The organism is Wolbachia endosymbiont of Rhagoletis cingulata (assembly GCF_048537655.1).
Lineage (GTDB): Bacteria > Pseudomonadota > Alphaproteobacteria > Rickettsiales > Anaplasmataceae > Wolbachia > Wolbachia pipientis.
Window position 1 is genome coordinate 396,518 of the sequence record NZ_CP175927.1, and the last position, 19,327, is coordinate 415,844.

The window sequence follows — 19,327 nt, forward strand, 5'->3', positions numbered from 1 at the left end:
CACACTTTCTCTCCACTTTTTCTGGGTAAGGTCAAAGGATCTTATGTCTTAAACCTTATCACCAGGCTTAACAAATAGGTGGCCCAATACTATTAACTTTATGGGTTTATCTTCGTTATTTGCTACTATCCAAACCCCATCGCTCTCATGATCAACAATTTCTATTGGTGCAAATACTACATAATTATTGTCATCAACAATCTTTATTCCAAGAGCACCCTCGTCACTTAAGCTCAGGGCTGAAGAAGGAACTTTATATGCAAATCTTTCGCCTGAAGGTAGCCTTACGTTGGCAGTTAGTCCCTGCAAGGATATCATTTTATTATTAGTTACCTTTACTTCTACCCTATAAGACCCAGTTTTAGGCTCAGCAATTTTACTAATAAAACTTACTTCACCTGCCAATTCTTTTCCGTCCAGCAAATTAATTTGAGCTGTGCTGCCTAGCTCTATTTTATTTACTTCATTTTCCGAAACGTATAACACTACAAGAATTTGATCGAAATTAACCACGTCAGCTATTTTTTGCCCAGCATTAACAAAATCCCCTTCGTTTGCATTGATTTTATCAATATAACCATCTATAGGAGATGTGACTGCAGTATTTTCTAAATCCAATTCTAGCCTTTTTAGGTCAGCTTTTGCACTTTGTAACGCAGTAAAAGCTGCTTCTACTTGTATTTGTGCCCCATAGCCTTTTTTATTCAGTTTGTGAGAGGAATCATACTCAATTTCACGCTGCTTTAATAAAGCTTTGGCTTTCTGAGCTTGCTCAATCCTGTCATAATCTTCTATCTTTAACACTACATCATCTCTTTTTACCTTTTCACCATCAGGTAAATAAATAGCAATAATCTTACCACTTATTTTTGAGACAAGGCTAGCTCTATGTAAGGGATTTACTGTACCAGAAAAATTTAAATATATAGTGCGGTTTTGCGGCGCACATTCTTGAGTTTTTACTGAAAAGCTACTAGTTGCATTATCGCTATGAACCGCCTGATCTTTTTTTAAAAATGCACTGCTGATAAAAAACAGTAGAATAAAAGCAATACTGGAAATGATGATTACTTTATTTCTCATCTTTAAACAATAGAATTTGTTGATCAATCTTGTTAGAAACAACTGCATAAATTTTCGAATCAGAAATGTAAGTATAATACATGTACCATTGTCACTCCATAAATAGTTTTATATGAGAACAAACACAAGATTTTCCTACAATAAGTAAGTTTTTTATTGCTAAAATGCAATTTTTAATCGAATAAAATTGCAAACAAAGTTGTGCATAAGACTGGATTTAAAAAAATCTCGAAAAACATACTAAAACTTTTAAATAATAACTTTATATCTAGTGGCTTTGCCTTCTCCAAGACGCTGTAAGTATTTCATCCCTAGCAGTTTCTTTGTAATTGCCTCTACTGTTCTTGGAGGAAATCCTAGAGCTTCTATAGCATCTTTTCTACTAAATTCTTTATCTGCAAGGCTAAGTGCCCATTCCCAGAAGAACAATTGTTTTCTTGATAATAAATATTCAGTATTCTCCCTCTCAAGAATATAATGCGCCTCATTTGCTTGCGTTTTGAGTACATTAAGAAAAAATATTAACCACGGGGAAATATCTTCTTTGCCACTTTTCCAGCTACTTTGTGTTTTATTAAGCGCTAAATAGTAATCAAGTTTGTTAGTTTCAATTATCTTTTCATGTGATACAATAGATACAAAATCATAACCCTGCTGCAACAGCATTAAATTAGTCATCAATCTACTAGTTCTGCCATTCCCATCTTGAAAAGGGTGTATTGCCAGATACTCAAAAACAAAGTTAGCAATAATAATAAGAGGATGCTTAAATTTATTATTTAAGGACCAGTGATACCAATCAATAAGCTCTTGTACTTCCTTTCTAACAAGGTAAGGTGGTGTGGGATCAAAAATTATACCAACAACTTTTCCATTCTGATCTTTTGCCTCAACTCTATTAGAACTTGCTTTGTATTTTCCTCTATGATACAAATCTTTTTCACTATAAAGTAGCATCTGGTTGTTAATGTGCAATATTGATGACTCACTAATTGGAATATCCGTATAATCATGAAATATTAGTGTAAGCATTTCTAAGTAGCCAGCAATTTCTTGCTCATCTCTATTTTTAAATTTTTTGACACGTAGGTTTTTATATAGATCCTCAACTTCTTTATCGGTTAGACGATTTCCTTCAATACGGTTAGAAGCGCCAGAAGATGTAACAATAACTGAATGAGTTAATCTTTCAATTGTTTGTGGTAGTAGTTTTTTCGTTATCTGCCAGCTATTTTTAACACTATCAACTGCAGTAATTAACTCGTACACTTGCTCAATTACAGGCCCTTCTAGGTTGAGACGCGTACTAAGACGAAAATTCTTCCAGTTCATATTCTTCTCACATGCATATTATGTGAGATAATGTGAGATAATGTGATAAAAGTCAATAGTAAACTTTATATGCACAGCAGAGCTAACTACAAAAATTATACATTTTCAAGTGATCCTAACCATATCAAAAACTACAGGGCAAAGCTGTTAGAGGAAGGCTTAATTAGTTAAAAATTTCAATCTTATGTAAAATATTGTCTTATTTTGTAATTTTCTTGTTGACTAACGAGACGATATCTACTTTTCAATAAACTCCATTTGCATTTCTTGTATACTGCTTTCTATTTGCTTTATTTGTTCTATCAACCTTTCCTCTAAGTCAAGATTACCGCTCAGCCTCGCTTCGGTTCTTTCTTTTCGTAATGCATTTAACTCTTTTAGTAACACTATATTATTCCACACAATTTCTGCAGATTTTCTCTCGTTCAGTTGGCTATTTAGTACACTAGTTTTTTCAAATACATACTTTATAACGTTAAACTGTTTCAATTCTTGTAACAAAGCCTCTTTATCGAGGTTGCTTTTGTTACTTATTACATCAATTATACGCTGTTGTAATCTTTTCATCTCATTAGTAAATTCAAAATGAGAAAATTGCTCAAAAAATATAGGACGGTTCAAGATTTCAGGAAATTCTACGGCTATACGCAAAATTACGGCCTGATTTTGCTCTGCTTCAATTAGCTCTGGAGACTTGTTATGAAGATACTCACCTTTTGTTGCTCTAGTTTTACTATTAAAAATCTGTTTTTTGAAGCTACTTCTTAGTTCACTAGCCTTATTGTAAAAATAATCTCTGTAATACCTTCTAATACTGCTGTTGCTAATAGTATTTACATATTCCATGAACTTGTGCTCAAGAATTGAATATTTTTCCGGAGCAAGTTTTTCATAATTTTGCAAATTGCTATCGATTATGTGATGCCATAAATATTCAGAATGCAGTTTTGTTGAATGGTCAAGAGCAGTCAACACGTCTTCTTTCTTGTATTCCAGTTCGTTACATATATCGTATGGATCTTTATTACTCGGCAAAGTCACAAACTTTAACGTGTATCCAGGCTCTAATATTAGCAGAGCAAGTTCTGCAACTCGAGTAGCAGCATGACGTCCAGCACTATCGCCATCCATACAGATGGAGATTTCTTTAGCAAATCTCCATAGATTTTTTATCTGTTCTGCAGAAATTGCGGTACCAAGCGGAGCAACTGCATTACTAATTCCCGCTTGATGTAGCGCTATAGCGTCCATATATCCTTCAACAACGAGTATGTGCTGTTTTTTACGTATTTCGCTTAAAGCAAAGTTTAATCCGTATAAATTCTCCCTCTTCTTGAAGAGCTGACTCTCTGGACTGTTTAAATATTTCGGCTGTTGCTCAGAACTTAGCGCACGTCCGCCAAAACCAATAACTCTCCCTGCAATGCTCTGTATAGGAAATATCAGCCGGTCATAAAAATAATCATGAAAATTTTTGTTTACTAATCCAATATCAATTAAAATTTTGTCTTCAATACCTGAAGAGTTTAAATACTCTTTCAAACCAGAGCTTGGTGCATAACCTATCTTAAATTTATCTATGATTTTAGGTAAAATCTTACGCTGCTTTAAATAATCTACAACACCTTGATTTTTTTGTGCAAACCAATTTGCAGCTAAATCAAGCGCTAAAAATAGTTTATTGTCCTCTTTTGTAATACTAAGATTTTTGGGCAGTTCAACACCTGTAACCGATGCTAATTTTTCCAATGCTTCTTTAAAGCTTAATCCTTCAGTTTGTGAAATAAATTCAAATGCATCACCACTAGCCAAGCAACCAAAACAGTAATATAACCCCTTAGTATTGCTCACCGAAAAAGATGGGGTTTTTTCGTTATGAAATGGACAGAGCCCAACAAAACTATCTCCTCTTTTTATTAATCTGACTTTTTTACCTACTAGGTCGGATAATAATAATTTTGATTTTATAATATCTATATGATCCATCTTGTTAAATTAGTAGTAGGATAAAAATTATATAGAATTTATACACATCTGACTCGAAATTTATTTCTATAACTAAAGCAATTTGGATTTACCGACAATGTAGCTATACAAATTCAAGAGCAATCCTGTCATCCAGGTAGCCCACAGAAACAAAAAACTTCCTTGACAAACCTCGCCAGCGCCCTTATCATGAAACTGAAGCTATTTATTTATCTTCTCTGTACAGATTAAATGACAAAAAAACTCAACGTATCTGGCGTCTCATGTTTAATTTTTTGCACTATGTGCACCTTATGTCTTTATCAAATTTCCGGGTTTTGACCTACACAAGCTGAAATACGCTTATAAAGCATTTAAAACATTAAAAAACGCCAACTTAAAAAATGGATAGTGAATAACTAGCTACCCTAGGGTTTCTTTTGCCTTTTTTTCTGTTTAGTAAATTTCTTAACGTTTATAATTTAGATTAGTTGCGGCTTAAAAGCAGCTAAATCGCGGTTATTAAGTGTTTAGAATAAAAAAACGCCATACTTGAAAGTATAATGTAAGTAATTAGCCAACCACGGGGCTTCTTTTGCCTTTTTTTTCGTTTGGTAAATTTCTTAATATTTATACAGAAGGTGTCATTCCAGTGCTTGACACTGGAATCCAGTTCTTATTATACAGCTATCTGGTGTACTTATTTAAAATTAAGTTTTCTGGATCTCAGTGCCAAAGCACTGGGATGACACCCTTCCTGGCGGAGATTATTCTCAAATCACAATGTTCGTACAGTTGTGGAATGAATTGCGGTATGACGTAGGAAAACCTTAGCTATAGCTTTAGAACTCCCAAAAGGTCAGAAGCATTGAATGACTTGACAGAAAGTTCAAACCCATATAAAATGTCCTTATTTCTTATATGTTAGGTATAGTATCAATTGCCTCAGATCATGCTGGTTATGAATTAAAATCAGAAATAAAACCTTACCTGGAAGCCCTAGGTTACAGAGTAGTAGATCAAGGCTGCACTGCTAAGCAAAAGTGTGTAGATTACCCAAACTATGCTGTTAAAGTTGTAGAAGATATAACAAGCAAAAAAGCAAATTATGGGATATTAATTTGTGGTACAGGTTTGGGCATGAGTACTGTGGCAAATCGTTTTGAAGGAATCTACGCTGCTTTATGTAACAGTGTTGAGATCGCAAAATTAGCTCGCGAGCATGGCAACGCAAATGTACTGTGTCTTGGTGCAGGATTTACTGCGAGTGGATTAGCAAAAGACATAGTCAAACAATTCCTCGAAACAGAATTTTCAAAAGAAAGCAGACATAAAAAACGCCTTGATAAACTCAGCAATATAACCTCTAAGAAAAAAAAAACAAAAACTTATAACGAAGATGAAATATCAAAATTCGCTAAAATGGCAGGCCAGTGGTGGGATGAGAACGGCAAATTCAAACCATTGCACATAATGAATCCTGTTAGAGTATCTTACATTATTGAGAAAATAAAAGAGTTAAAAAAATGCAATTTGAAAGAATTATCATTGCTTGATGTTGGATGCGGTGGTGGCATTTTGTCAGAGTCAATGGCACGCGTTGGCATTAACGTTGTGGGAATAGATGTATGTGAAGAAAACATAAAAGTAGCGCATTCACATGCAAAAAAAGTAGGGTTAAATATAGAATATATACACACCAGCATTGAAGAGCTAAGCAATGACAAGAAGTACGACGTGGTTCTGCTGATGGAAGTAGTTGAACATGTGGATAATTTAGAGCTTTTCATGAAAAAAGCGATAGAACTGCTAAAACCGGAGGGGTTAATCTTTATATCCACAATAAATAGAACTATTAAATCCTTTTGTCTTGCAATAATTGGTGCAGAGTACATATTAAATTGGCTGCCAAAAGGTACACATAACTGGAATAAATTTCTCAGACCGTCAGAAATTGCAAATCACTTAAGAGAAAATAATGTAACGCTGCAAAACATGGCTGGCATGGAGTACAACGTAATAAAGCGTGAGTGGAATCTAACTAAAGGCGTGGATGTTAATTATATACTCTGCGGTTTGTTAGATTTAACTCTATAAAAGCACCATTTTCACTTCCAATACTTTGAAGGATCTTGGCCAGCTTTTATACAGTAGCCTTTATTAGTTAGCGCCCAACCGGAACGACAAGCATAACCTGTACCTACACGTTCATATCCAGGAGCAGCAACACACTTTCCATTCTCCAAGGTTTGACCTTTAAAAAGACAACAAACTTCTTTTTCTGTTACCTTTGTTACAATTTGAGGAGCACCAAAAAACACAGCAACAAACATACCCAGTGCGAAAAGTGCAGGCCAAGGCATTCTGCCAAATATTGCAAGTAAGCTTGAACCAATTATTACCACTGTAATCATTGGTCCACCTATTCCATGAACGTAACCTATTACATTACACATTACATCTGTTGCTCCATCAGCGTGTGCATCAAATGCATAGAAAACTATAAATAGAATTACAAGAAAATTTCTCATTGTTCTTTCAATAATCATGCCTGATTGTTTCTTATTTTAATAAAATTTCAGTAAATAGCTTTTTTCAAAAATTATGCTTAACCCAATCAATATTTATTTATTACTGCCTTTTTAATACTATAATTAACTCAGTTGATTTTTATCAAAATGCTAAACCATGGAACAATTCGAGAACTTTTACATCACCACGCCAGTATATTACGTAAACGATAAGCCGCATATTGGTCATGCATACACTTCTCTCTTGTGTGACGTGGTGGCAAGGTTCATGAAACTAGCTGGGAAAAATGTCAAATTTACCACTGGTACAGATGAACATGGACAAAAAATAGAAAAAGCAGCTAAAGCAAAGGAAATGCAGCCAAAAGAATTTACAGATGAAGTGAGCGTTTCATTTAAAGAATTGGCTAAGTTCATGAATTTTGAGTATGACGATTTTATTCGCACTACGGAGGAACGTCACAAAAAAGCAGTTATAGCTTTATGGAATAGACTTGAAGAGAGAGGGCAAATATATTTGGATTCCTATTCGGGTTGGTATTCAGTTCGTGATGAAGCATTTTATCAGGAGTCAGAGCTGATAGATGGCAAAGCACCAACAGGTGCTGAGGTCCAGTGGATAAAAGAAGAGAGTTACTTTTTTCGCTTATCAAACTGGCAAGAAAAATTACTGGAACTCTATGAAAATCAGCCAAGTTTTATCTTTCCTGAGAGCAGAAGAAATGAAGTGATATCGTTTGTAAGATCAGGGCTCATTGACCTCTCAATCTCTCGCACTAGTTTTAACTGGGGAATAAAAGTACCAGGTAATGACAAACACGTAATCTATGTCTGGATAGATGCATTAACCAATTATCTTACATCAATAGGTTTCCCTAGTACTGAAGGTGAGGAATATAAGAGGTTTTGGGCAGAACCAGAAACACAGATTCCAGTGTCAAGCACTGGAATGACACCAAACCAAGGGAAAACGCAGATTCCAGTGTCAAGCGCTGCAAACCTAGCTGACAACTCTTTCAACGTTCATGTAATCGGTAAAGACATATTGCGCTTTCATGCTGTATATTGGCCAGCGATTCTCCTTGCAGCAGACCTGCCACTGCCAAAACAAATTGCAGTTCATGGTTGGTGGTTGAACGAGGGAGAGAAAATATCCAAGTCCCTTGGTAATGTCATAGATCCAATTGGCCTCGCTCAAGAGTTTGGTGTTGATCAGCTACGCTATTTTCTCCTCAGGGAAGCAAGCTTCGGCCAAGATGGCAACTTTAGTAAGAAAAATATGATCAGCCGGATAAATTCAGAACTGGCAAACAACATAGGCAATTTAGTACAAAGAACAATTTCATTTTTACACAAGCAATGTTCTGGAATTGTACCAACAATCGATCAAAGCCTACTTAAAGGTGAAGAAAGTCTTCCAGGTTGCAAAGCTATACTCGATCAAGTGATGAATCACCTATCAAAGTATGAATTTAACCATATCATACTTCTAATCATCAACATCTCTTCTGAAGCAAATGCCTACATAGACAAAAGTGCACCCTGGACACTAAGCAAAACTGACAGAGAGCGCATGAATTTAGTAATTTACAAGTTACTGGAATATATCAGGATAATAGGCATTTTATTGCAGCCAATCGTTCCCAAGTCAGCAGAGATGATACTAAATCAACTGCAAATTCCGAAAGAACAACGAGATTTAAAATCTTTGTGCGACGCGTGCGTAAGTTCAGGCATAACATTGCCTAAACCTACGCCGGTTTTTTTGAGGGTTGATGCTAAAGAGGAGAAATAGTGTAAAAACTATTTCTCCTGGATGGGATTATCTTTAGTTAACGACGGTGCACACCGCTGTCTACATATTCAAGTTAGGTGGCAAGTGCCTTAGTTACTTTAGCACAATATGGTTTAGTAATATCAGCACCTATCACTACTACTTCAGTAATTGCCGACTTAACCTTTCCTAGGCTCCATGCAAACCAGCCTTGACCATTTTCTTCTTTAGTTGGCTGACTTTCTGGGCTAGGTGTGCCGTAGAAGCGATCAGTTGAAGCTGCACAATAGATGAGGGTAGGTCCCTCGGAGCCGGTTTACAAGAGCAGGCTTCAAACAGCCATAAGCTGCTTTGGTAAAGAGCCATGGTAGTGAGCGTTATGGAAAAGGCGCAATTATGCGTCATGTGTAAAATGGAGAGGCGAATGCAAATGAACCACTGATGAAGTGTCGAAACTTCATAGAAGATGTCAAAACCAGGTGTTCTAGCCTAACCTGGGATAAATCTATCGGAAACTTGTTTACTGGATAGATGGCGTCCGGCATATAGGTGGCGCGGATCCATTTTGGGCTATTGTGTAGAACTGCGGGAACCTGTCATTTCGATGATAAGGGAGAAATCCAAGAAGCTAAACTTCAAGGATGAGAGTACCGATGCGAAGAACAGGGGCGGATCAGCTCGTAGTAGTGAAGAAATTTCTGTAATGGAAATGGAGCGAAGGGGCTGAGTTATTCAGTTTTAATTATTTATCAACCGAAAGGGAGGAGTTAATGAGTAAAACAAAGTCTTTTGATATACCGAAGCAAGTTATTTGGAGAGCTTATAAACAAGTATCGAAAAATAAGGGTGCTGCTGGTGTAGATGAGGTTACGATAACAAAGTTTGAAGAAAATCTAAAAGATAATCTGTACAAGCTATGGAATCGAATGTCATCTGGAAGTTATTTTCCAGAGCCTGTAGAAGCTGTAGCAATACCAAAAGGTACAGAAGGGGGACAAAGAATTTTATGTGTCCCTTCAGTATCGGACAGGATAGCGCAGACAGCAGCTACAATGTATCTAGAACCGTTAGTAGACCCGAAGTTTCATGAAGATTCATATGGTTATAGACCAAACAAATCTGCACTGGATGCGGTAGGAACTGCGAGGAAAAGATGCTGGTGGTACGATTGGACGATAGATCTTGATATAGCAGGATTTTTCGACAATTTGGACCACGAGTTGGCATTGCGAGCTATCAAAAGGCACACAGACTGCAAATGGGTCATACTGTATGTTGAAAGATGGATGAAAGCGCCAATTCAGCAAGCAGATGGAAGTAAGGTAGTTAGGGATAAAGGAGTTCCGCAAGGAGGTTCAATAAGCCCGCTGATCTCAAACATATTTATGCATCATGTATTTGATGAGTGGATGAGACGAAAGTGCCCAACAATACCATTTGAGAGGTATGTAGATGATGCGATAGTGCACTGCAAGAGTAGTAGACAGGCGGAATTTATGAGGGTAGCAATTGAAGAAAGACTGGCTGAGTATAAGCTAAAATTACATCCTGCAAAGACACAAATTGTGTACTGCAAGGATGACAATAGGAAAAATGAATTTCCTAAACAAAGTTTTGATTTTCTGGGTTACACATTTAGACCCAGGTTAGCAAGAAATAAAATAGGAAAGCATTTTGTTTCATTTCTTCCCGCAATTAGCAACAAGGCCAAGAAAAATATTACTACAACCATAAGGTCCTGGAAAATACTACGAAATACACACAAAACATTAGAGGAAATATCAAAGACAGTAAATCCAATAGTCAGAGGCTGGTATCAGTACTATGGCAGGTTTTACAGGAAAGAGATATATAAACCTCTGAGAAACATAGAGCAGCACCTAGAAAAGTGGGTCAGAAGAAAGTATAAGAAGCTTCGAAATCATGGAAGACTAGCGAGGCAACTTCTAGGAAAAATGAGGAAAGAAGGGACAAATACTTTTTACCACTGGACACTAGCTTTAGGTCAAAAGACTGAATAATGGGAGCTGTGTGAGTCGCGAGGGTGCGCCGTGGTACGCATTAAGAAATACTTAGCAGAGCTAAGCGGGGTTCAGAATAAATGGCCTCGAGGTGAACAACTAACTTTAACCCGAAAGGGAAGGAGGACAAGAGCATGTATGTAAAGCGAGAGTTATCTGAAGATGTGTAAGATAACGGCTTGCAACACCTGATCAATATGGTTAAAGCTAAACTGCTTGAATTCTAATCTTCAGGGGTGGGACTTCACATCCATGGGTATCGCATTTAAAACCCCATGTCTACGGTAAGCACAGATTAAACTTTCGTTTGTGTGACATTCTGGCTGTAGAACGATAAGTAGTGAACTTATTTAAGAGGATGAATGGAAAACCTAAGTTGATCTAGAACAGTTCTTAGTGACGGAACATGGGATGACCTAAGGAACGCGAGTTCTATGGTTACGGAGTCATCGTAGTAGTCGTGAAAGTAACGAATCACCGGGGAGCGTGGGAAAGCCACATACGGGGCAAAGGGTGACAGATAATTGAATGTTGAAATTGGGAGGTACGCAAGATGCGGAAAGCTGAAACAATACTTAACATTATACGTGAACGTGGACAAAGAAATTTGCCGGTTAAAAACGTATATCGCCTACTTTATCAGCGTGATCTTTACCTTCGAGCGTATGGCAAACTTTGTCGTAATAAAGGTGCTATGACAGAAGGTGTGACAACTGAAACAGTTGATGGTATGTCTTTGGAGAAAATCGATAAAATCATAGAGGATTTACGCTATGAGCGATATCGGTGGACACCAGTAAAACGTATCTATATTTTAAAGAAGAGTGGTAAACGCAGGCCGTTAGGATTGCCAACATGGTCAAATAAGTTACTTCAAGAAGTAATCCGATTAATATTGGAAGCCTACTATGAGCCTAAATTTAGTGAATGTTCACATGGATTTCGACCAAAGCGTGGATGCCACACTGCATTAAGAGCAGTAATGCAAAAAGGCAGAGGTACAAAATGGTTTATAGAGGGAGATCTCAGTGCATGTTATGACTCAATTGATCATACTATGTTGTTGAAAATACTGAGTGAAAGCTTCCAAGATAACCGTTTTATTCAGCTAATCAATCGACTGCTAAAAGCAGGATATATGGAAAATTGGAAGTACAATAAGAGTCATAGTGGGGTACCACAAGGTTCTATTATTGGTCCAATTTTGAGTAACATATTACTCGATCGGTTAGATAAACATGTGGAACATATACTAATACCAGCAAATAACCGAGGTAAGCGAAGAAAGACAAATCCAAAATATTTAAGGTTAACCATGCAAGTATCGATGATGAGAAAACAAGGGAACTGGGATCAAGCAAAACAACTGCGTCAATTAGTGCAGGGTATGCCATCTAAGGATTCTTGTGATCTAAATTATCGACGTCTTTGGTATGTTAGGTATGCTGATGATATTCTGGTAGGGTTTGCAGGACCAAAAAATGAAGCTGAACAAATTAAAAATGAGATTGCTAAATTCCTCAATGAGGAGCTCAAACTTATGCTTAATGAAGATAAAACGCTTATTACACACGCGTGTGATAGCAAAGCCAATTTTTTAGGTTATAAAATACACGTCTTGCATGCAGATGATAAACATGATCATCGGACACAACGATGTATTAACGGTAGTATTGGGTTACGTGTACCACATCATATAAAGCAGAAAAAGTGTTCTGAATATATGCGTTGTGGAAAGCCTATACATTTACCTCAACGTACACTTGATACAGCTTACAGTATTGTTGCTCAGTATCAAACTGAATATCGAGGAATTGTACAATATTACAAAATGGCCTACAACCTTCACACACTAAGTTATTTGAAGTATGTGATGGAAGTATCATTAGTAAAGACTTTAGCATCTAAATACAAAACAACTTGCAGGAAAATTTATAGAAAATTTGGTGCAATGATTGAAAACGACGAAGGTGAAAAATGAAAAGTCATCCAAGTCAGAGTAGATCGTTTACCATCAAAGATACCATTAATTACACACTTTGGTGCTGTGTCACTAAAATGGAATAAATGGGTAAGTATAAGTGATAACCTTATACCAATATGGAATAAGCGTAGTGAAATAGAGCAAAGACTATTGGCACAAACTTGTGAATTATGTAAATCACAAGAGCAGATTGAAGTACATCACGTACGTAAACTTGCTGATTTGCTAGGTAAACGTAATACTGAGCTACCGAAATGGAAAAAGAGAATGATTGAACGACAGAGGAAGACTCTTGTTGTTTGTCATGAATGCCATAAGAAAATCCAATATGGAAAATATGATGGTGACTCCTTAAAACGTTAGATTATTGGAGAGCCACGTGATACGGAAACGATCATGCGTGGTTCGGAGAGGGGTTGTTGGAAAAGTACTTAACAAGTAACTCGCTGGCTGCCCACTCTACTTCATGCACAGTTCTGCGAGAGACTGGTGGGGAAGTTCCGCCGGTCTACTCTCCAGCAGAAGTTTAACAGTTTAGATGCGCAACGAGTAGCATGTGAGAAGTACGTAAAGAGCAAAGAAGGCTGGGTAGCATTGGTAAAAAGGTACGATGATGGTGGCTATTCAGGGAAAAATTTAGAAAGACCAGCGATAAAGGAATTATTTGAAGATGTTAAAGGAGGAGAAGTAGATTGTGTAGTAGTGTACACACTAGACAGACTATCAAGGGAAACAAAAGACAGCATCGAAGTAACATCATTTTTTAGAAGGCATCGAGTAAATTTTGTAGCAGTAACGCAGATATTTGACAATAATACGCCAATGGGAAAATTTGTACAAACAGTGTTATCAGGTGCAGCACAACTAGAAAGAGAGATGATAGTCGAGAGAGTAAAAAATAAAATAGCGACATCAAAGGAACAAGGTCTATGGATGGGAGGAACTTTGCCGCTTGGATATGATGTAAAAGATAAGGAATTAATAATAAATGAGAAAGAAGCGAAAGTAGTAAGGCATATATTTGAAAGATATTTGGAGCTGAAGTCAATGGCAGAACTAGCAAGGGAGCTAAATAGTCAAGGTTACAGAACGAAAGCAGATATCTTTAAAAAAGCGACGGTGAGAAGAATAATAACAAACCCAATATATATGGGAAAGATAAGACATTATGAGAAAGAGTATGAAGGAAAGCATGAAGCAATAATAGGGGGAGAAAAATGGCAAAAAGCGCAGGAATTGATAAAGAATCAACCATATAGAAAGGCGAAATACGAGGAAGCGCTACTTAGGGGAATAATTAAGTGCAAGAGCTGTAATGTAAACATGACGTTGACGTATGCAAAAAAAGAGAATAAGAGATATCGATATTACGTATGCAACAATCATTTAAGAGGAAAGAATTGTGAATCAGTAAATAGAACAATAGTTGCTGGAGAAGTAGAAAAAGAAGTAATTAGGAGGACAGAGCAGCTATATGGAAAATTGGGAGAAAAAGCGGAAGAGTGGCAAAATTTAAGTTTTGGAAAACAGAAAGAAGTAGTGAAAAAGTTAATAAAAGGAGTAATGGTAAAAGAAGATGGAATAGAAATGAGTTCAGAGGATAAGGTAGAATTTATATCGATGTGGTTAAAAAAGAAAGGAAACAAATGCACAGTAGTAGAACCAGAAGCAAAAACAAACAATGCGCTACTGAAAGCAGTGGTAAGAGCTCATTTGTGGAAACGTCAGCTAGAAGAGGGAAAATATGCAAGTGTGAAGGAGCTGAGTACCAAAATTAATATAGGTACAAGACGAATACAACAAATTTTAAGGTTAAATTATTTAGCGCCGAAGATTAAAGAAGACATAGTAAATGGAAAGCAGCCAAGAGATTTGAAATTGATTGATTTAAGAGAAATACCGATGCTGTGGAGTGAGCAGATGGAGAAGTTTTACGGCTTAGCGTCGTAACGTTTATAAAAACAACAATATGAAAAAACATCGAAAAAAGTATGTGACAGAAAATTAAAAAAGGTTATTGCAAAAGGAGCTACTACAAAGGGCCACATAAAAAGATGTTGAAATTGATATAGAAGAGCAAATAAATGTTACAAAATCAATTGTGTAAAAATATCAATACAAGTAATGAAGATTTTAGCATATTAGGTGCAACAATGGTAGAAAATGATCCAATTTTAGCTGCATATTTTAATAGTAGACCTGGAGTGTAAAAGGCAGCTCAGCCAAATTGTATGTTCCATATCCTCATTTTGTAGCCAGCTTAAAAACAATATAAAAGAGTATTCTTAGAAGACATTGGTACAACTTCCTTAATCTATAAATTATAGTAGTTTATATTTAAATAATAATCTTCAACTTTTATGATCTACCTAGCCCTAGAATCAGAAGTTCTTCTTAACTCTTCACGTTCTGCCCATGAAACCTTTTTGTTGTTAGACTCGCTTATTACTTCAGGACGCATTAATCCACCAGATCTTTCAAAGTACCCATTTTCAATAGCATCATAAACCCAATCTTCACCAAGTACGCAATCATTACTTAATTCTTTTTTTCGACCTTTGAATTTTTCTAATACTTCCTCTCTATTACTCACTTCGACTATAATTTTACTTTTATCTTGTACGTCAGGATACAGTCTAACATCTACATTTCCCAAACTAGTATAGAAGGTTAATACTATATCGCTGCCTTCTATAAGATCTGTGTAATACCTTATTCCACCTTCGATTTGAATTTCTACTTCACTTTTACCAATCCTTATTATATCTCTTTCATATTCTATGCTTCCCTGAGTTAATCCTAAATTTCCTGCTCTATCTGTAATCTTTGCAACATCTATTATGCTGTCTCCAGAATATTCTAAGTAGAGAGTAGAGTTATCTATTCTTACATCATGCAACTCACCATTGGTGGTACTTTTCGCCAATTCAATAAACTTATGAGTATTGCTAATATAATTTTCATAAACTTTTACCATATTAGCTTTATGATCATTAAATTCTGATTCCAGTGCATCAATTACACCAATACCAATTTTACTGTTAAACACTGCTCCTCTTGATACCAACTTACATATTATGTTGCTGGCAACTTTAGGATTTTTCTCTAGCTTACTGATTTTTTCTATTACATGATCTACAAAATTGTATGCTTTTTTACCTTGAGAAGACTGCTTAGAAAAACCAATCCTTACTCCGGAGCTTATAGCTTCATTTACGATTTCTTCTAGTCTATACATATCTTGAACTTCAGATATCTTACTTAAAAATTCATTCAGCTTTACCTGATTCGGTGTATTCCATAAAGTTGATTTTAAACAATACTTTTCTCCCACACTATAAAAAGATCCACGACAATCTAAGAGAGAAGCTTCTTTCTTGCAAAAACTACCTGCTCCTGCTGATAGGAATAAATCTACTACTTTCTTATTAATGCACCGAGCATAATTAAGTATTTTCGAACTACCGTTTCTTTCTCGAATACTAAAAATCACCTTCAGGTCTTCGCTATTCTTGTGTTTACCTAGAAACTCTTTTAAATTTTTAGTGAGGTTAATGAGGTTAGCAGCATAACCTGAACGATCCTCATCTTTGCTCCAGATACAATCGTCATATGTACTAAAATATTTATCAAGTATACAATATAATTGCGCACTCAAACTCTTTTGGTCATTAGTGAAAAAGCATTCTTCAATATAATAGTAACGATTATCAATTGCAACTTGTAGTGGCGTTTCCCCTTTTCTATTCTGTATGGTAGGATTAGCTTTTTTCTCTAGGAGTAAATTAACATAGCCAGTATGACCAATACTAGCGGCATGATGTAATGGTGTTTCTCCTCTGTGATCTTGTATATTAGGGTTGGCCTTTCCTTTTAAAAGAGAAGCTGCACTAGCAAGAACATCAGTATAATGCAGGGGAGTCCTTCCTTTATCACTCTGTATGTTAGGATTAGCACCTGCCTCTAGGAGTAAATCTACAGTTTCATTATATCCTTGAGTTACCTTACCTACAGAAGATACTAGATGCAATACTGTTAATCCAGATTCTCCTCTTTTAAGGTTAAGAACAGCTTTGAGGTCTTGATTATTCTTATTGCTTTGTAGGAAATTTTTAAGTTTTTCAATATAGTACTCACAATGTCTATCTTCTTTTTGATCATAATGACATGGATCTAAACCTTTAACGATGTTTAGTAATTCTCTATTTAACTTCTCCTTTTGACTTCCTGTTAAATTAGGTGTACTAGCAATCCATGTACATACTATACCCTCAAACGAAAGTTTACTATCCATTAAAAGACGAGAATTAAGCGATGAAAAAAGATGTTTTTTTATCAATTGATACTCTTCATCTAATATTTTGTCAGCGCTTAAATCTTCTCCTAGCTTTTGCTCATATGCTTTTTTATCTTGCCCAGTAATACATTCATTAACAATCATATCATACCTCCTACTAGCCTAGATAGATGATATATTATGTACAATATATAATATTGGTCAAGCTAATTTCAACATAATCTTTTTACTACTCATATGATTAAGATTTTGTTAAGTTTTTATGGTGAGTACTATTAGGTTAAAAGTTGTTTATTACTGGAAGTTTTAGCCAATTTTACTATAGATCAACAAAATTGAGAACACTAGCTATATTTAATATATAGGAATATGATGGATTATGCTTTATAAGAAGTGCAAAAACTGCTGAAGCTTATACAGTAACCTGCGGAGCCACTTCAGCAGAATAAACAAACACATGCCAGTATTAGTAGAGAATTATTTATAAGTCAACTAACTTTTTCAAAAAATATTTTAGTGAAGATACCATGCTAGCTAGTGTTATAAAGAATTGAATTATTGACTCTTCCTAAGATTGCAAAAAAGGTCATATATTTGTGAGAACAAGCAGCGTAAAAATAAGGTTATAAAAATAGAAGGTTTAAATTATTTCAATAAGCTTAGGCAAAACAGTTCGTATATAAATTTAGCAAAAGTGAGCCAATATAGCTGATTTTAGCGCACAGTGAAATTACTATATAAAAAAGTTCGTATGTATCGAGTGGTAGTCCAACGCATCCCAAAACAAACTCTTCTCACGTCTCTTGATTTTGAGCGCTGGAAATGGTTATTTTGCTTGAGATCTTAATAATATATTTTGCTAAATTAATATTGATTTACTTGCGGAAGAATAATGAAGACAAGCTCATGACGAAACAAAATTCAAAATAAATAAAATCTCATGTATTGAGTCTATTAAGGGTCTTTTGCCTAAAACTACTTTGGGTTAGAAAATTTTTCTATACATAATGGTAATTGACAAAGTTTTAAAGGTAGAGCAACATGTCTAAAATATATTAAATCTTGTTAGGAGGTAAGTATGGGTTACGAAAATGTACAAAAGGTATTACTAACTTCCATTAAAGAGGATGATCCTCATAAAGGGCTTAAAGAGTTAGAGATTAAAAGATGGTGTATTGCATATCAGACATTGCTGAATAAATGGGATAGCACAATAATACCACCCCTTTTTAAGAAAGTTTTAGAAGATGAAACTTGTTGGAAGATAGAAGATGCTTCAGGACAAATTAGACTCAATAGGTATGCTTTCGGGGAAAAATTGTTAGCCTTGAAAACTTTAGATGGGCAAAGAAGTCTTATTAGACCCTTTGATCGCTACAGAATTGCCTGCTGGTGTTGTTTTGAAGACGAGATAAGAGCTATTTTTGAAGAATTTAAATTAACATTAGGTAGTAAACCAGTAGAGAGTCTAGTTAAGGGATGTGATCAAGGTGCTTTAATGATCTACTGGTCACATGCTATGAATAACCAGGAACATCAGTTGAAGTTAAATAATGAGCATCCATACGTTTACGCTTTTAAATGTGCAATGCTGGAAAAGCATGTTGAAGCTTTGGAATTCTTCTGGAATAAGTTACAGTCAATTGGTTCTGTATCCCCAAAAAGGAAAGAAGATTTATTAATGGAGGTAGCATATAATAAAGGGCGTTTTTCTACTGATGATGTTAGCATGATTGATTTCTGTCTACGTTACCTTCATGAAGATAAGTATCATGAGTTATTGAAAAGGGATTTTAAGCAACACAGGTGTTACCGCACTTTAAGTGTATTAAGAAGAAATCATTCTTTTGAAAATGCCAAAAAGCTATTTGAACATTTAAATTCAGAAGATTTATCTCCTGAAGCTTATAGTACATCAATGTTTGGAGCATTGGACTCACTTGTTTCTGTACCAGGTGATAGTTTTATTAAGTCTGGTAGTGACATGCTTACCTCAATGTGGAATCGTCCTGGCTTTGAGGCTCATAGACAACACTATTTACATAATCTAAGCATAAGATTATCATCCAGAGATTTAATTGTTCATCTTATCAAGGAAAACAAAGCTACTAAAGTAGTGTCAGAAATTATCAATTCTCTTAGTCAGGAGCAAATGCAGTCTATTATGGAACGCAACAAGTCAGAGTATGAGGTGTTTATTAGAGTTAGAAACACGCAATTGGATCGTGGAGCAGGTGATAGTCAGTTACCAAGTTCATCATTAGATGTAGAATCTGTAAAACAGGAAGTTACTGATATTAGAAGCAAAGTATAGTGTTTCTGTTTTAGGAAATTCAGTTG

Annotated in this window: 14 protein-coding genes and 1 pseudogene; 9 read left to right on the forward strand and 6 right to left on the reverse strand. The window is 35.6% G+C overall.

Annotation, left to right across the window (positions count from 1 at the left end; genetic code table 11):
* Window positions 1-48 precede the first annotated feature (48 nt).
* The 4 genes and pseudogenes from ACJZL3_RS01980 to ACJZL3_RS01995 form a co-directional block, all read right to left on the reverse strand.
* Window positions 49-1,131: an efflux RND transporter periplasmic adaptor subunit gene (locus ACJZL3_RS01980; RefSeq protein WP_010962527.1), complete on the reverse strand. Its 1,083-nt coding sequence runs from the start codon at window positions 1,129-1,131 to the stop codon at window positions 49-51.
* A gap of 201 nt (window positions 1,132-1,332) precedes the next feature.
* Entirely contained in the window at window positions 1,333-2,415 is a 1,083-nt protein-coding gene (locus ACJZL3_RS01985; protein ID WP_010082532.1) for a Fic family protein, read from the reverse strand.
* Window positions 2,416-2,652: 237 nt separating this feature from the next.
* Window positions 2,653-4,401 (reverse strand): DNA primase, encoded by a 1,749-nt coding sequence (dnaG, locus tag ACJZL3_RS01990; RefSeq protein WP_010082533.1) that lies wholly within the window; start codon window positions 4,399-4,401, stop codon window positions 2,653-2,655.
* A 615-nt stretch (window positions 4,402-5,016) separates the two neighbouring features.
* Window positions 5,017-5,106 (reverse strand): annotated as a pseudogene (locus ACJZL3_RS01995) (WPE palindromic element domain-containing protein); the annotation flags it as partial.
* A 195-nt stretch (window positions 5,107-5,301) separates the two neighbouring features.
* Here ACJZL3_RS01995 and ubiG point away from each other — a divergent pair.
* Window positions 5,302-6,477: a bifunctional 2-polyprenyl-6-hydroxyphenol methylase/3-demethylubiquinol 3-O-methyltransferase UbiG gene (gene ubiG, locus ACJZL3_RS02000; protein ID WP_419198876.1), complete on the forward strand. Its 1,176-nt coding sequence runs from the start codon at window positions 5,302-5,304 to the stop codon at window positions 6,475-6,477.
* A gap of 11 nt (window positions 6,478-6,488) precedes the next feature.
* Here ubiG and ACJZL3_RS02005 read toward each other — a convergent pair whose 3' ends face one another.
* A complete protein-coding gene (locus ACJZL3_RS02005) occupies window positions 6,489-6,911 on the reverse strand; it encodes a TrbC/VirB2 family protein (RefSeq protein ID WP_233395601.1) in 423 nt (140 codons plus the stop codon).
* Window positions 6,912-7,068: 157 nt separating this feature from the next.
* Between ACJZL3_RS02005 and metG the strand changes: the two genes are divergently transcribed.
* The 7 genes from metG (at window position 7,069) to ACJZL3_RS02040 (ending at window position 14,900) form a co-directional block, all read left to right on the forward strand.
* Window positions 7,069-8,706, forward strand: coding sequence for a methionine--tRNA ligase (gene metG, locus ACJZL3_RS02010; RefSeq protein WP_419198877.1), 1,638 nt, complete (start codon window positions 7,069-7,071; stop codon window positions 8,704-8,706).
* A 583-nt stretch (window positions 8,707-9,289) separates the two neighbouring features.
* Window positions 9,290-9,412, forward strand: a complete 123-nt coding sequence (locus tag ACJZL3_RS02015) for a hypothetical protein (protein ID WP_419198591.1) — start codon at window positions 9,290-9,292, stop codon at window positions 9,410-9,412.
* A 43-nt stretch (window positions 9,413-9,455) separates the two neighbouring features.
* The gene (ltrA, locus tag ACJZL3_RS02020) at window positions 9,456-10,706 is read left to right on the forward strand and encodes a group II intron reverse transcriptase/maturase (protein ID WP_419198671.1); all 1,251 of its coding nucleotides are present in this window, start codon (window positions 9,456-9,458) and stop codon (window positions 10,704-10,706) included.
* A 553-nt stretch (window positions 10,707-11,259) separates the two neighbouring features.
* Window positions 11,260-12,687 carry a reverse transcriptase domain-containing protein gene (locus ACJZL3_RS02025; protein ID WP_419198685.1) on the forward strand — a complete coding sequence of 476 codons (1,428 nt, stop codon included), beginning with the start codon at window positions 11,260-11,262 and terminating at the stop codon, window positions 12,685-12,687.
* A 66-nt stretch (window positions 12,688-12,753) separates the two neighbouring features.
* A complete protein-coding gene (locus ACJZL3_RS02030; RefSeq protein WP_419198684.1) occupies window positions 12,754-13,053 on the forward strand; it encodes a hypothetical protein in 300 nt (99 codons plus the stop codon).
* Window positions 13,054-13,179: 126 nt separating this feature from the next.
* Window positions 13,180-14,640 carry a recombinase family protein gene (locus tag ACJZL3_RS02035; protein WP_419198683.1) on the forward strand — a complete coding sequence of 487 codons (1,461 nt, stop codon included), beginning with the start codon at window positions 13,180-13,182 and terminating at the stop codon, window positions 14,638-14,640.
* A gap of 134 nt (window positions 14,641-14,774) precedes the next feature.
* Complete coding sequence (locus ACJZL3_RS02040) at window positions 14,775-14,900, forward strand: hypothetical protein (protein WP_279630789.1); 126 nt, start codon at window positions 14,775-14,777, stop codon at window positions 14,898-14,900.
* Window positions 14,901-15,055: 155 nt separating this feature from the next.
* Here ACJZL3_RS02040 and ACJZL3_RS02045 read toward each other — a convergent pair whose 3' ends face one another.
* The gene (locus tag ACJZL3_RS02045; RefSeq protein WP_419198682.1) at window positions 15,056-17,131 is read right to left on the reverse strand and encodes an ankyrin repeat domain-containing protein; all 2,076 of its coding nucleotides are present in this window, start codon (window positions 17,129-17,131) and stop codon (window positions 15,056-15,058) included.
* Between the two features lie 934 nt (window positions 17,132-18,065).
* Between ACJZL3_RS02045 and ACJZL3_RS02050 the strand changes: the two genes are divergently transcribed.
* Window positions 18,066-19,301 carry a hypothetical protein gene (locus tag ACJZL3_RS02050; RefSeq protein ID WP_419198878.1) on the forward strand — a complete coding sequence of 412 codons (1,236 nt, stop codon included), beginning with the start codon at window positions 18,066-18,068 and terminating at the stop codon, window positions 19,299-19,301.
* Window positions 19,302-19,327 lie beyond the last annotated feature (26 nt).

What these genes read in the sequence shown, in the direction of transcription:
- dnaG (WP_010082533.1), bottom strand. Translation starts at nt 4,401, where the DNA reads ATGGATCATATAGATATTATAAAATCAAAATTATTATTATCCGACCTA.
- ACJZL3_RS02005 (WP_233395601.1), bottom strand. Translation starts at nt 6,911, where the DNA reads ATGAGAAATTTTCTTGTAATTCTATTTATAGTTTTCTATGCATTTGAT.
- ACJZL3_RS02015 (WP_419198591.1), top strand. Translation starts at nt 9,290, where the DNA reads ATGATAAGGGAGAAATCCAAGAAGCTAAACTTCAAGGATGAGAGTACC.
- ltrA (WP_419198671.1), top strand. Translation starts at nt 9,456, where the DNA reads ATGAGTAAAACAAAGTCTTTTGATATACCGAAGCAAGTTATTTGGAGA.
- metG (WP_419198877.1), top strand. Translation starts at nt 7,069, where the DNA reads ATGGAACAATTCGAGAACTTTTACATCACCACGCCAGTATATTACGTA.
- ACJZL3_RS02040 (WP_279630789.1), top strand. Translation starts at nt 14,775, where the DNA reads ATGTTACAAAATCAATTGTGTAAAAATATCAATACAAGTAATGAAGAT.
- ACJZL3_RS02050 (WP_419198878.1), top strand. Translation starts at nt 18,066, where the DNA reads ATGGGTTACGAAAATGTACAAAAGGTATTACTAACTTCCATTAAAGAG.
- ACJZL3_RS01980 (WP_010962527.1), bottom strand. Translation starts at nt 1,131, where the DNA reads ATGCAGTTGTTTCTAACAAGATTGATCAACAAATTCTATTGTTTAAAG.
- ACJZL3_RS02025 (WP_419198685.1), top strand. Translation starts at nt 11,260, where the DNA reads ATGCGGAAAGCTGAAACAATACTTAACATTATACGTGAACGTGGACAA.
- ubiG (WP_419198876.1), top strand. Translation starts at nt 5,302, where the DNA reads ATGTTAGGTATAGTATCAATTGCCTCAGATCATGCTGGTTATGAATTA.
- ACJZL3_RS01985 (WP_010082532.1), bottom strand. Translation starts at nt 2,415, where the DNA reads ATGAACTGGAAGAATTTTCGTCTTAGTACGCGTCTCAACCTAGAAGGG.
- ACJZL3_RS02045 (WP_419198682.1), bottom strand. Translation starts at nt 17,131, where the DNA reads ATGATTGTTAATGAATGTATTACTGGGCAAGATAAAAAAGCATATGAG.